Genomic DNA, 12,915 nt, shown 5'->3' on the forward strand with positions numbered 1-12,915 from the left:
GGATGTCGGACCCCCATGTCGAAGCACGAGCATTGCCCCATTCCCGATACTTGCGATTTCAGTGTCCGACCTGTTGGCCGACCCAATCGTCGAACCGAGTTGCACCGAGCCGCGGGTTTTTGCCGGGGGTCAGCGACTGGTCGTCCAGGAGTGCGCCGAAATAGCGTGCGTGAACGTCCGGGACGACCTTCCGATCATCCTTGATCGCCCGCAGGAAATGCCGGACCACCTCGTCGAGCGGTATGGCCTCCGGTCCGGCGACTTCGATCGTTCCGTTGACGGGCGGCGCGAGTGCAATATCGGCAAGCGCCGCCACGACATCGTCGGAGGCGATGGGCTGGAACAAAGCGGGTGAAAGGCGAACCTCTCCGTCGACTGTTGCCGATTGCGCGATGCCGCCGACGAACTCAAAAAACTGCGTGGCGCGCAGGATGGTGTAGGGGATACCGGCTGCCTTGATGAGGTTTTCCTGCGCGACCTTTGCCCGGAAGTAGCCGTTATCAGGCAACCGCTCGCTGCCGACGATCGACAGCGCGATGTGATGACGCACGCCGGCGGCAGCTTCGGCGGCCAACAGGTTGCGCCCCGACGTCTCGAAGAATTCGAGGACGGCCTTGTCGTCCCAAACCGGCGCGTTGGCGACGTCGACGACCACATCGGTCCGATCCATCGCTGCGGCCAAGCCTTCACGCGTGATCGTGTTGACGCCGGTATTTGGCGCGGCTGCAAGCACATCGTGTCCGTGCTCGCGCAGGCTCTTCACAAGTTTCGATCCGATAAGGCCGGTGCCTCCGATGACGACGATCTTCATGGGTTCACTCTGCTTCTTCTCGACTGCACCATTGCCGCCGATCTGCGCTGAGACTGCTCCTATGCACCAGGGAAGTCCTTGGACCTGTCTTGAATTTCCCTTGTGGATAGCTTGATTGTCCGTCCAAGCGGTTGTGTGATCGTGGGGGGATGCTCTAACGACGCGATGGCGTGGCAGTTGTCCGCGGATGGCAATCGCCAACCAGGGAAAGTCGACCAGGAGGGCTGAGGTGCAATTCAAGTTCGCAGGCTATCTGCTCGATCCGGAACGCCGGGAACTGACGCTCAGCGGGCAGGTTGTCGCCGTCGGTCCGCAGGTCTTCGACCTGTTGGTGCATCTCATCGAGAATCGCGACAGAGTCGTTGGAAAGGATGATCTGCTGCTCGCCATCTGGGGCGGCAGGATCGTCTCGGAATCGACGATCACCAGCCACATAAACGCCGTTCGCAAGGCCATCGGTGACAGCGGCGAAGAACAGCAACTGGTGCGCACCATCCCCCGCAAGGGCTTCCGCTTCGTCGGCGAGGTCCGTCTTGTCGATGTCGGAAACGATATCCTTTCGCAAGGTTCGGGCCGCGTCGATGGCAGCTCTGGAGATGCACCCGTGGTGGCGCCGGAACTCCCTCTGCCCGACAAACCCTCCATAACCGTCTTGCCCTTCCAGAACCTGAGCGGCGATCCGGAGCAGGAGTATTTTACGGACGGGGTAGTGGAGGACATCATCACCGCACTGTCACGGTTCCGCTGGCTCTTTGTCATCGCGCGCAATTCGAGCTTCACCTACAAGGACCGCGCCGTGGAAGCGACCGAAGCGGGGCGTGAGCTCGGCGTGCGCTATGTTCTGGAAGGGAGCGTGCGCAAATCGGGAAAGAAGGTCCGCATCACCGGCCAGCTCGTCGATGCCACGACCGGTGCGCATCTCTGGGCCGAGCGCTTCGAAGGCACGTTCGACAACATTTTCGAGCTGCAGGATGAGATAGCCGAAAGCGTCGTCGGCGCGATTTCGCCGCAACTCGAACGGATCGAGATGGAGCGCGCCAAACGCAAGCCGACCGAAAGTCTCGACGCCTACGACTACTATCTTCGTGGCATGGCAAAACTGCACAGCGGCACCCGCGAGGCGCTCGAGGCTGCGCTGCCGCTGTTCTACAAGGCGATCGAGCTCGACAATGAATTTGCCTCCGCCTATGCCGGCGCCGCCTGGTGCTTCTTCTGGCGAAAGCTCAACGGCTGGATGCTCGATCGCACGGCAGAGATCGCCGAAGGCGCGAGACTGGCGCGGCTTGCGGTTGAGCTTGGCCGGGACGATGCCGTGGCGCTGACGAGAGGCGGCCACGCGCTCGGTCATCTCGCCGACGACCTCGATGCCGGCATTGCGTTGGTCGACAGGGCCCGACTGCTCAATCCGAACTTCGCACTCGCTTGGTTTCTGGGTGGCGTACTGCGCGTCTTTCGGGGTGAAACGGAGAGCGCCATCAAGGATCTCGCCCATGCCGTTCGCCTGAGCCCGCTCGACCCGGAGATGTTCCGCATGCAGACAGGAACGGCAATCGCGCATTTCTTTTCCGGTAACTATGACGATGCGCTGGTCTGGGCCGAGAAGGCACTCGCCAACCTGCCGAGCTTGCTCGTGGCAGTCGCGCTTGCCTCGGCAAGCCATGCGCTTGCCAACCGTCCCGACGAGGCAAGTCGGTATATGCGGCGCCTGAGGCAGCTTGATCCGGCGTTGCGCGTTTCCAATCTGCACGATTGGTTGCCGATCCATCGACCGGACGATTTCAAGCGGTTTGCCGACGGATTGCGGCTCGCAGGATTGCCGGAGTGACCATGGCCGCTGCGGCGCGTAATGAACAGAGCGCGCGCTGTGCAATTGTCCGGCACCTCGACCACGACAGGTTTGCGAGCGTGCGTTCGATAAGGCGACCTTGACTGTTCGCTAACGTGCACGCATTCGGCGCTGTACGATGTTCATCTGGAGTTCGTGGCAGGACGCCTGTCGCCCAAGAAGCAACAGCAGTCTCCGTTCCTCGGCTTCGCTGATGCCCGCGCGCCGGCAGTACTCCGATACGTCCAGCAGCGGCTGCGCACCGGACAGGGCGATCAATTTAACCTCTGTGGGTGTCATGGAGTTCAGTCCGCCTGCGGTTGTGCCAATCATCACGTTCGTGATGTCACGGACCGAGCAACGCACCCAGGCTAGGCGATTGAATTGACCGCCGAAACTATACGCATGTTTGGTGACATTCGCTCGATCCACCGTTGACAAGCATGGAAGCAAAGCGTGCGCGTGGCGCGCCGATCGAAGCGCACGAACTCGCTTCACGGGGGCCGAGCACGAGCAGCCCCATACTCAGGTGTAGCTCGACCGCCAAAAGACCCGAACCTAGACTCCGCGATGTAACCCTGACCGGCACATCTCAACCGCGAAAACAGGAGCGCATCATGTCGAATGCACAAACAATTCCCCGAAAAGTCGTCACGCAAGAAAGACCCGCGCCGGATGAACTGGTTCCTTCACGCTACGCGGTACGGGTCGGTGACATCGACGTACTGGTCATCAGCGATGGCATCTTGACCCCACCGGCCGAGTCGATGGCCACCAACGCCGAACCCGAGGTGCGGGACGCGTGGCTCGATGACAGGTTTCTGTCAAAGGTTGCCTTCGATTGGGCGCTGAACGCCGTTGTCGTGCGCAGCGGCGACCAGACGATCCTCATCGACAGCGGTCTCGGCGAAGAGTATCCCGATTTCCCGCGGGCCGGACAGTTCGTCCATCGAATGGAAGCCGCCGGCGTCGATCTTGCCGCCGTGACCGACGTGGTGCTGACGCACATGCACTTCGACCATGTCGGTGGGCTCCTCGTAGAAGGCGTGAAGGAGCGCATGCGCCCGGATCTTCGCGTCCACGTGTGCGCCGCCGAGACCAAGTTCTGGCAGGCGCCCGATTTCTCGCTTACCGCCATGCCACCGGCGCTCGCAGATCTGGCGCGCAAGGCGTCCCTCGATTTTCTGAAAGCGTATCGCAGCAATCTGCGGACTTTTGACGAAGAGGCCCAAGTGGCACCGGGCGTGGTGGTCACTCGTACCGGCGGTCACACCCCCGGGCACAGCGTGGTCCGCATTTCGTCCGGTGGCGAGCGGCTGATGTTCGGCGGCGATGCCCTGTTCCCCGTCTCCTTCGACCACCCCGAGTGGCACAACGGCTTCGAACACGACCCTGAAGAGGCGACCCTAGTCCGGCTTCGGCTTATGCGTGAGCTTGCGGAGACTGGCTCCTGGCTGGTTTCAACACACATGCCGTTCCCATCGGTCGGCCGTGTCGCAACCGCCGGCGACCTTTACCGCTGGGTTCCGGCCTGGTGGGACTATTGACCGAGAGCTTCTGTCAGGAATGAACCAGGCGACTGCCTTGGCCTGAGTAACGGTCGATTGTTGCCCCGTACGGCGCTTTTTCACCGCGAGGCATCGATCGGCCGTTGACCCTGGTTAGCAGCGAGGAGGCTAAACTTGCCGCACCGTGTTCTAGACAACCCTGAGAGCCGCCGCTTCGAACTCCCTATCGAAGCGGACGCGATCGCAGCCGCATATTATCGGTGAACAGCTTCTTCGACGCCGTCGGAGAACCGATTGGAAAGCATGGCGGAGAAATCCTGAAATTTATCGGAGACGGTCTGCTTGCCATTTTTCCGATGGATCGTAAGGAAGCCTGCATGGACCTGATAGCGGCGGTCCGGGAGGGGTATCAGGCTGCGTCTCGCCTTTGGCTGCAAGACGACCACGTGCGCTTCGGCTTGGGCATCCACCTCGGCGCGGTCAATTACGGCAACATCGGTTCAAGACACCGTCTCGACTTCACTGTGATCGGTTCTGCCATCAACAGGGGCTTCAAGCTCGAGGCACTCACCAAACGCCTGCGCCGTCCCGCACTTCTCTCGCAAGAGTTCGTGGACACCGCAGGGTGCCATGCGCAAACCGAACGCCTCGGGTCTCATATGGTGGACGGCATCGCAACCTCGATCGAGGTGTATGCCTTGCGCCTTGAAAGTCCGGGCAGCGGCGTGACGTTTGGTTAGGCTGCCGCAACGCCACTTTTCGTGACCACGCCATCAGGGTCCAGGCGGCCTGCGAGAGATCGTCGAAACCAAGGTATACCTTTCCCGCCATGCGCCAGGTGCTAGCGTCTTCACGCCGCCTGCCAGCCGCTACTCCCGCCGAAATACGGTTCCTGCCAGGGGGTCAAAACGGTCTTGTGTTAGCGAAGGGGCCTACGTCAGGGCCGTGTTTCGCGAGCTGAGCATCGCGGCTTGAACGCATCATTTGATGCGGCAAAACCAGCACAGAAAGGATTGGCCATGATAGCCGAGCAACCCGGTCACGGATACGTAACGACAGAAGATTGGACCAGGATTTTCTTCAAGGATTGGGGGCCACGCGACGCGCAGCCGATCGTGTTCCATCACGGGTGGCCGTTGAGCGGAGATGACTGGGACAACCAGATGCTTTTCTTCCTCGCAAAAGGCTATCGCGTCATTGCCCATGACCGCCGTGGCCACGGGCGATCCGAGCAGGTGAGCGGTGGCCATGACATGGACCATTACGCTTCCGACGTAGCCTCCCTCGTGCGGCAATTGGATTTGCGCAACGCGATCCATATCGGGCATTCGACGGGTGGTGGCGAAGCGACCCGGTACGTCGCCCGTCACGGCGAGGGCCGCGTGGCCAAGCTCGTCCTGATCGGCGCGGTACCACCGCTTATGCTCAGGACGCCGACCAACCCCGAGGGGCTCCCGATCGAAGCGCTTGACGGCTACCGCGAGGCGCTCGCAACCAACAGGGCGCAGCTCTATCACGACATCGCAAACGGACCCTTCTACGGCTTCAACCGTCCTGGCGCCACACCATCTGCAGCCGTAAGCCACAATTGGTGGCGACAGGGGATGATGGGAGCCGCCAATGCCCACTATCTTGGCGTCAAGGCCTTCTCGGAAACCGACTTTACCGAAGACCTCAAGATGATCGACGTGCCGACCCTGGTACTGCATGGCGATGACGACCAGGTCGTTCCGCTGGCAATTTCCGCCCCCCGTTCAGCTCAACTTCTGAAGAACTCCACCCTCAAGATCTACGAGGGCTTCCCTCACGGCATGGCGACCACGCACGCGGCCGTCATCAACCAGGACATTCTCAGCTTTATCACCAAGTAGAGAGTGGAAGGGCGCCTCGGCGCCCTTCGTCGCCACACGCGACCTGAAACAGAACTGAGCTTCGAGCGGTTGCGAATTGCGGCCGCCGCCTACCCGGAAGGAATGGAGGATTTCATGTGTTCCCCGAAAAAACGGACCGCAAACTTCGGTGTGCCGTGGGAAAAAGCCTACGGCTACTCTCAGGCCGTGCAGGTTAAAGGCATCATCTATGTCTCCGGCCAGCTAAGCCACGACTGGGCCGGCAACCTCGTCGCCCCGGCAAAACTGGATCCATCCGGAAGACCGGTCGATTTTTCAACCATGGAAGAGCAGATGCGGCAGACCTACGCCAATGCCGTCGCCGTGCTTGCCGAATTCGGTGCTTCACTCGACGATGTGGTCGAAGAGACACTCTATGTGCTCGATGTCGATGCCGCATTTGCGGCTTCTGGCAAGGTCCGCAAGGAGATGTATGGAGCCGAGGTGCCTGAATGTGCGAGCAACCTCATTGGGGTTTCCCGCCTGGCATTTCCCGAACAACTGATCGAGGTCACCTTTCGGGCGATCGCACCGTGCGTTTCGCTTTGCGGCGCCTGACAGCAAGCCAGCGGCTGGTCAACCGGGCGGACAGTCGAGGTAGAGCAAACCTTCGTTTTATAGCCAGCAGAACCACGTCGGATAAAATGGGTGGATGTTGGTACCTGACGATCAAGGGAGCTAAACAATGCCCGAACGTTCAAACCCCATCGAAGCAGCCACCGACGTGAACATAGTCCACATCATCGACGACGATGAAAGGATTCGCTCGGCGCTGCTGGAACTCTTCTGTTCTTCAGGAATACAGGCCGAAGCCTTCGTCGACACCGCGGATTTCGACGAAAGGGGGGATCCGGAGGCCGCAGGGTGCCTGTTGCTCGATGTGAAACTGCCCGGCATGAGCGGTATCGAGTATCAAAGGAAACTGTCGGATGCGGGCTTCGACCTTCCGATCGTTTTCATGACCGGCGATGGAGACGTCCCGACGAGCGTCACTGCCATGAAGGCGGGAGCCGTCGATTTCCTGTTGAAACCCTTCGAGGTGGATGACCTGCTTTGTGCGGTGGCCGCAGCTATGGAGGAAGGAAAAAAGCAGCGGGAAGTGGCTGCAAGGAGAAAACATGCCCGCCAGTGCGCGGCCAGCCTCACCCCCCGCGAACGGCAGGTAATGAAGCTTGTCACCCAAGGTCTCATGAACAAGCAGGCCGCATTCGAACTGGGGATCAGCGAAATCATGGTCAAGCTTCATCGCGCAAGCGCGATGAAAAAGATGCAGGCACGTACATTCAGCGACCTCGTAAGGAAGTCGGAACTGCTTCAGTGAGGTCGCTGCCTGAGCTTGCGACCGCAAGAGTCGGTCGCGCCCCTTTTCCGGCCGTCCTGGCCCCATTGCGGTCCGCAGCGTGATGTGTCCAACAAACAACCGGCTTCGCGTCGCGATCGGCTTCGCTAAACGAACGTATAGTGATGCAGGTGCGTGAAAGACGGTAGGCTTCCAGCACCATCCTTGGCCGGCACCTTCGTCAGGAGGTGATTATCTGAGTGCCGCAGTCCCCTCCCCGCGGCACGGCCGCCCAAGGCCGGCACACCTAGGGGCCGTTTGACCAAGGGCAGGCGGCCTCCTTTTCTTGACTAGGGTCGAATCCTGCGGGTCCGCGCGTCGCTCAATTGCGTCGTAGCTGTTCGGTTTTCCGAACGAGATCTGCCAGCGAACGGCTCTGCATCTTGCGCATAAGGCTCATCCGATGGAGCTTTACGGTCATTTCGCTAATTCCGAGTTGGTAGGCCACCTGCTTGTTCATAAGGCCACTGACCACCGCAAACATCACTTCCTGCTCGCGAGGAGAAAGGGTATCCACCAGCGCCTGGATCCGGTCGCGTTCCGCCTCGACTTTGCGGCGCTCGGCGTCGAGCTTTATGGCACGATCTACGGCCTCGAGGAGATCCTGGTCGGAGAAAGGCTTTGTGAGGAAATCCATGGCGCCAGCCTTCATCGCCTTTACGCTTGTTGGAATGTCTGCGTGACCCGTCAGAAAGATGACAGGCAGCCGGCTCCCGGCAAGCAGGAGATGTTCCTGTAGGTCCAGGCCGGTGCCGCCCGGCATACGCAGATCCAGGACAAGGCAACCGGGCGCCTGAATGTCGGCAGTCTCCAAGAACTCTGGACCGTTCGAGAAGGCAGTCGCCCGCTTTTGGGTCACCGTGAACAAATCGAGCAACGCTTCCCGCATCGCCTCGTCGTCGTCAACGACGTAGACGATAGGTTCCGCAAGCTTTTCCGCCTTGGTTTGAGCGTGTTGCATCAGATTGGCCTCTGTTTCATCCCGCGCATCATCGACGATCACGACGAGCGGGCGTTCGCTTTGACGGTGCGCGTGCGAAACGACCGTCGGTTTGAGCAGTAGTTCAGGCTTCATCGCTCCCCTCCATATCTCGGTCGGACAATGCAGCGGCAAGCGTGGCAAGCAGAACCTGCGCATCGAAGGGTTTTCTGAAGCAGCAAGTCCGGTCGTGCACACTCAGCTGATCGGCGATCTCGTGCCGTCCAGTCATCAGGAAAACAGGCAGACTCGGCTCTTTCCTCTTTACCAAGTCTCTAAGTTCGAACCCGTCCATTCCCGGCATACCGATATCCGTGATGAGCGCATCCAAACCCGGTAGCCCAGCGGAAAGAAGCGATCGGCCCGACGAAAAGCTGCGAGCCGAGTAGCCGGCCGACTCCAAGAGGTCCTCCAGCGACTCCAGCAATCTCGGATCGTCGTCAACAATCGCGACGACCTGCCGATGCGGCAAAGCCATCGATTTCACGCCGGTCTTGCGGGCATGCGTGATGGGGATCTTCAAACGTTCCGCGATCCGGACCAAGTCGGCAAAAGAACCCGCCTTCATCTTTTGCATCACATTTCGCCGGTGGATCTGCAGGGTCACCTCGCTGATGCCGAGTTCCGCGGCCGCCTGCTTGTTGAGTAGCCCGCTTATGACCAGCGGCAGCACCTCGCGTTCGCGCGGTGTCAGGTCGAGATAGCGCCGCCTCAGCTTTGCGAACTCTGCGCGCTCGGCTCGTCTTTTCTCGTCTTGGGCAATGGCCGTGTGAATGGCGGCCATCAAATCCGCGTCGGTAAACGGTTTGGTCAAAAAGTCCACCGCGCCATCCTTTATGGCGCGCACCGACGAACGGATATCTCCGTGACCGGTTATGAATACGATCGGTGGATGTTCCCCTGTCGCTATTTCACTTTGAAGATCCAGACCGTTGATGTCCGGCAACTCGATATCCAACAGCAGGCAGGCTGGCGTGTCTGGTTTCTCTGAATTGACATAGTCTCCGGCCGAACCGAAGGCGATCGACTGGATACCGTGTGAGGCCAAAAGCTCGCACAGAGCCTCGCGGATCCGATTGTCGTCATCGACGATGAAAACTGTGTATTCGTCGTTCGTCATGCCGCCGCTTCCACTTCAATCGGCAACGTAAACGTGAAGATTGCGCCACTCGGTTCATTATTTTGCACCCACAGTCGCCCCCCGTGCGACTCAATGATCGAACGACAAATTGCCAGGCCCATCCCCATTCCATTCACTTTCGTCGTAAAGAAGGCTTCGAAAATTCGTTCAGGAAACGCGACACCCATGCCACGGTCACTGACCTCGGTCGCAACAAAATCACCAACGCGATGGACCCTGACGCTAACAACGCGGTCGCGAACAGCGGCGTCCATCGCGTCCATACCGTTACGAATGAGGTTCACCAGAACCTGCTGGATCTGCACCTGGTCGACGACAACATTCGGGAGGGCTCGCTCGATATCGAGCTCGACCCGGACGCGACGGCGCATGGCCTCCTCTGTGATGAGATGAACTGCTTCGGCAATCACGTTCACAAGATCGGTATTACTCTGCGGCTCGACGCGCTGTCTGAACAGGGCGCGGATGCGGCTGACGACCTCCGCCGCAGAGTTGGCGTCACGGATGATGCGTTCGGCTGTGATCTTTGCCCGATCGAGATTGGGTGGTTCGGCCAGCAGCCAACGGTGACAGGCGTTGGAGTTGGCCACGATCGCTGCCAATGGTTGGTTCACCTCATGGGCAATTGATGCGGAAAGCTCAGCCAGGCTCGCCGACTGGCTGGCTCTGGAAAGCCTCTCTTGCGCAAGACGCAATTCGTCCTGCGCCTGAACCTCGCCATCGATATCAAGGCAAATCACGTTCCACTGGATGATGGCGCCCTCCAGATTGCGCATGGCAGCCGCTCTGGTCTCGACCCACCGATACTCGCCGTCAAACCGCCGCAGACGGTGTTTGCGCGCATAAGGTTCACCCGTGGCCAGGGAATGCGCATACTTCTCCTTGACCCCTGCAACATCGTCGGGATGCACCCCTGCATCAAGCGTTGCGTCCAGCCGAGACTTCCCGGTTCCGTCCAGATCTTCAAGATTATACCCGAGAAATTCCCGCAACTGCTGGCTGCGATAGACCGGCTCGCCGTTTGGCGCGGCGCAGTCGATCATCGCCGGCAATGTCTCGACCAGTTGCCAAAGCGATCGCTCGCGTTCGCGCAGCGCTTCCTCGACCCGCAATTGATCGTCGATATCATGTGACAGCCCGTACCATTGCACGATCTTTCCACTGTCGTCGCGCAGGGGTTCTGCATTGCTTTCAACCCAGCGATAGACGTCATCCGAGCGGCGCAGCCGAAACCTTTTCGAGAAGTTTTCGCCGGTGGCGATAGATCGGTTCAGTGCGTCCTCAAGACCGGATGCATCGTCCGGGTGGACGGCTCCTCTGAAGATGGCCGCCAGCCGGCGCGGGTCCGGCTGATCGGAACTCGCTGCATCCAGACCCAGAAAGCACATCAGCCGCTTATTGAAAAATGTTGGCTCGCCCTGACGGTTCAGGCGCCAAAGCAGGCTGGGAACGATATCGACGAGCTGTAGGAGTTCTCTTTCGCGGTCGCGCAACGCGTTCTGTGCACGCATCTCATCATCGATGTCGATCGAGATCGCATACCAATTTGCAATCCCCCCCTCCGGGTCGATCAGCGGCGCCGCACGCCCGTCGACCCAACGGTAGACGCCGTCCGAGCGGCGCAAGCGGTACTTCATTCCGTAAGATTCGCCTGTCGCAACGGAATGGCGGACCGCTTCCAGGAGGCGCGCGGAGTCGTCCGGATGCACGAGCATTTCCATCGCCGTCGCCAGCCGGCTGCCAGCCGGTGTTTCCAACTGTGCGAGATCTTTCCACCCATAGAAATCAAGCAGGCGCTTGTTGAAAAAGGTCGGTTCGCCGTTGGGCCCCAGTCGGCGGATGTGAACCGGGACCATGTCGACAAGCTGCGAGAGTTCGAGCTCTCGGCCACGCAACGCCTCAACGGTCTTCTTGTAAACATCGATGTCGAGCGCGATGCCGAACCAGCCCACGATGCGGCCTCGGGCGTCGCGGGCGGCCCGGGCGGCAGTCCTGGCCCAGACATAACTTCCAGATACGCGGCGGAAGCGAAACTCGACGTTGAAGTCATCTCCCGTTTCGAGGCAACGATTCCATGCCGCTGCGGTCCGCTCGTAATCGTCCGGATGCAGCAATTGCTTCCAGGCCGTGTGACCTTCGTCAACGGAAACGTTCAGTTGTTCCGCAGTGACGCCGAGCGAGTTCTGCGCAAATGGATGCAGGTAAATCCAGCGTCCGCGCGCATCGAAAGCCCAGCCGTTGCCGAATATGCTCTCGACAGCTCTCGCAGACCGCAATGGTTCTGGCTCACCAGCGGTATCGGACGCCGTAACCATACGAGGCTCGCGATCCGTCACCAACTCGTCGATGTCGACGCTGACGCTGTACCCCGGCTCGGCACGGGTTTCCGTCCACCTATACTTGCCGTCGGGCTGTCGCTGTCTGTGCCTCGTGACCTGGGGAACACCCGTCCAGAACGCACGCGCGGCCGCATGCGCCGCTGCAGTTCGATCGTCGGGGTGAATTGCGCTCAATGAGCTTGGCAATTCCTGTACGGCCGCCTCCGCCGTATCGGCAAAACGAGTGGCCGCGTCAGACGTTTCGATGTCGATTATGGCGCCGTACCAGCCAAGGATACGATCATCACCATCGCGCAAGGGCTGAGCAGACGTGCGGCTCCAACCGTAAGCGCCGCTTTTGCGCAGAGTTCGATGCTCGATATTGAAGTGCTCGCCCGATTCAAGGCACCAGTGCCAGAGCGCCATTGACCGTCCGTAATCGTCCGGATGGATCATTCTCCTCCAGCCGAGAGGACCACCATCCGACTGTGAGCTGAACTCCTCAAGCGTCAGGGCCAGCCGCGACAGCACCGCAGGGCTGACGCAAACGATCTCACCGGCCGGGTTCGCAGCCCAAGCGTTGCCGACCACACTTTCGATGATCCGCACCGCCTGCATTGCTTCCAGCCCGATTTCGTCAGGTGTGTCGAACGCTTTCGTCATTGCCTTCTCCTGCAGGACGAGGAAGCCACTATCAGCGCTCTGCATAGCAGTCGTTCTCGATATCCGGACTGCGCGAACTAGCCGCCCATCCTATTCTCGCCGCGTCTCCCCTGCATCCTATGGAAATCTATGACAACTCGCCGTGTATTCTAAGCTGTACCTCCGCATAGGCGAAGAGTAACTCTCGGCCTCGTCTGGCAGCTCGACCTGGACGGCAAGACGGTTCCCTAATGCACTGCAGCCAGGCCGATAGATGGTTGCTTCGGCACAAACGGGACTATCGTCTCGTCGCGAGACCGGCAGATGAGCCAGCCTTCGTCAAGATAGCCTTGTCACCACCCGTAAGGCATGGTTCCGATCGACCGGCGCACCTGCCGATCGCCGCGACGTCTCGAAGCGCTCGGTCGAGGTTCTGCGTGAAACCGCAGGGCAGAGCGCTGAC

10 protein-coding genes and 1 pseudogene are annotated in these 12,915 nt (G+C 60.1%); 6 read left to right on the forward strand and 5 right to left on the reverse strand.

Going from position 1 to position 12,915, the window contains the following annotated elements:
* Positions 1–58: 58 nt before the first annotated feature.
* On the reverse strand, positions 59–811 hold the full coding sequence (locus IB265_RS18985) for an SDR family oxidoreductase (protein WP_057248357.1): 753 nt from the start codon (positions 809–811) through the stop codon (positions 59–61).
* Between the two features lie 229 nt (positions 812–1,040).
* Between IB265_RS18985 and IB265_RS18990 the strand changes: the two genes are divergently transcribed.
* From IB265_RS18990 to IB265_RS19015, 6 genes are all read left to right on the forward strand, one after another.
* Positions 1,041–2,636, forward strand: a complete 1,596-nt coding sequence (locus tag IB265_RS18990; RefSeq protein ID WP_057248358.1) for a winged helix-turn-helix domain-containing tetratricopeptide repeat protein — start codon at positions 1,041–1,043, stop codon at positions 2,634–2,636.
* Between the two features lie 617 nt (positions 2,637–3,253).
* Positions 3,254–4,183, forward strand: a complete 930-nt coding sequence (locus tag IB265_RS18995) for an MBL fold metallo-hydrolase (protein WP_113737309.1) — start codon at positions 3,254–3,256, stop codon at positions 4,181–4,183.
* A 221-nt stretch (positions 4,184–4,404) separates the two neighbouring features.
* Positions 4,405–4,884 carry an adenylate/guanylate cyclase domain-containing protein gene (locus IB265_RS19000; protein ID WP_309140391.1) on the forward strand — a complete coding sequence of 160 codons (480 nt, stop codon included), beginning with the start codon at positions 4,405–4,407 and terminating at the stop codon, positions 4,882–4,884.
* 279 nt (positions 4,885–5,163) lie between these two features.
* Positions 5,164–6,015 (forward strand): alpha/beta fold hydrolase, encoded by an 852-nt coding sequence (locus tag IB265_RS19005; RefSeq protein ID WP_192495017.1) that lies wholly within the window; start codon positions 5,164–5,166, stop codon positions 6,013–6,015.
* 114 nt (positions 6,016–6,129) lie between these two features.
* On the forward strand, positions 6,130–6,591 hold the full coding sequence (locus tag IB265_RS19010; protein WP_375293077.1) for a Rid family hydrolase: 462 nt from the start codon (positions 6,130–6,132) through the stop codon (positions 6,589–6,591).
* A gap of 127 nt (positions 6,592–6,718) precedes the next feature.
* Positions 6,719–7,354, forward strand: a complete 636-nt coding sequence (locus tag IB265_RS19015) for a response regulator transcription factor (protein ID WP_112996347.1) — start codon at positions 6,719–6,721, stop codon at positions 7,352–7,354.
* Between the two features lie 340 nt (positions 7,355–7,694).
* Here the strand turns inward: IB265_RS19015 and IB265_RS19020 are convergent, their stop codons facing one another.
* The 4 genes and pseudogenes from IB265_RS19020 to IB265_RS19030 form a co-directional block, all read right to left on the reverse strand.
* Positions 7,695–8,333, reverse strand: coding sequence for a response regulator transcription factor (locus IB265_RS19020; RefSeq protein WP_057248366.1), 639 nt, complete (start codon positions 8,331–8,333; stop codon positions 7,695–7,697).
* Between the two features lie 103 nt (positions 8,334–8,436).
* Complete coding sequence (locus tag IB265_RS36790) at positions 8,437–8,829, reverse strand: response regulator (RefSeq protein ID WP_176707579.1); 393 nt, start codon at positions 8,827–8,829, stop codon at positions 8,437–8,439.
* Positions 8,830–8,838: 9 nt separating this feature from the next.
* Positions 8,839–9,471: pseudogene (locus tag IB265_RS36795) on the reverse strand (response regulator transcription factor); the annotation flags it as partial.
* Positions 9,468–12,473, reverse strand: coding sequence for a PAS domain-containing protein (locus IB265_RS19030; protein ID WP_192495018.1), 3,006 nt, complete (start codon positions 12,471–12,473; stop codon positions 9,468–9,470). The pseudogene IB265_RS36795 and the gene IB265_RS19030, both read right to left, overlap by 4 nt.
* Between the last annotated feature and the right edge of the window lie 442 nt (positions 12,474–12,915).

Origin of the sequence: Ensifer sp. ENS10 (assembly GCF_014852025.1) — a bacterium.
In the GTDB taxonomy this organism is placed as follows: domain Bacteria; phylum Pseudomonadota; class Alphaproteobacteria; order Rhizobiales; family Rhizobiaceae; genus Ensifer.

Coding starts and splice junctions, on each gene's coding strand:
- IB265_RS19005 (WP_192495017.1), top strand. CDS start 5,164: ATGATAGCCGAGCAACCCGGTCACGGATACGTAACGACAGAAGATTGG.
- IB265_RS36790 (WP_176707579.1), bottom strand. CDS start 8,829: ATGGCTTTGCCGCATCGGCAGGTCGTCGCGATTGTTGACGACGATCCG.
- IB265_RS19020 (WP_057248366.1), bottom strand. CDS start 8,333: ATGCAACACGCTCAAACCAAGGCGGAAAAGCTTGCGGAACCTATCGTC.
- IB265_RS19015 (WP_112996347.1), top strand. CDS start 6,719: ATGCCCGAACGTTCAAACCCCATCGAAGCAGCCACCGACGTGAACATA.
- IB265_RS19010 (WP_375293077.1), top strand. CDS start 6,130: ATGTGTTCCCCGAAAAAACGGACCGCAAACTTCGGTGTGCCGTGGGAA.
- IB265_RS18985 (WP_057248357.1), bottom strand. CDS start 811: ATGAAGATCGTCGTCATCGGAGGCACCGGCCTTATCGGATCGAAACTT.
- IB265_RS19030 (WP_192495018.1), bottom strand. CDS start 12,473: ATGACGAAAGCGTTCGACACACCTGACGAAATCGGGCTGGAAGCAATG.
- IB265_RS18995 (WP_113737309.1), top strand. CDS start 3,254: ATGTCGAATGCACAAACAATTCCCCGAAAAGTCGTCACGCAAGAAAGA.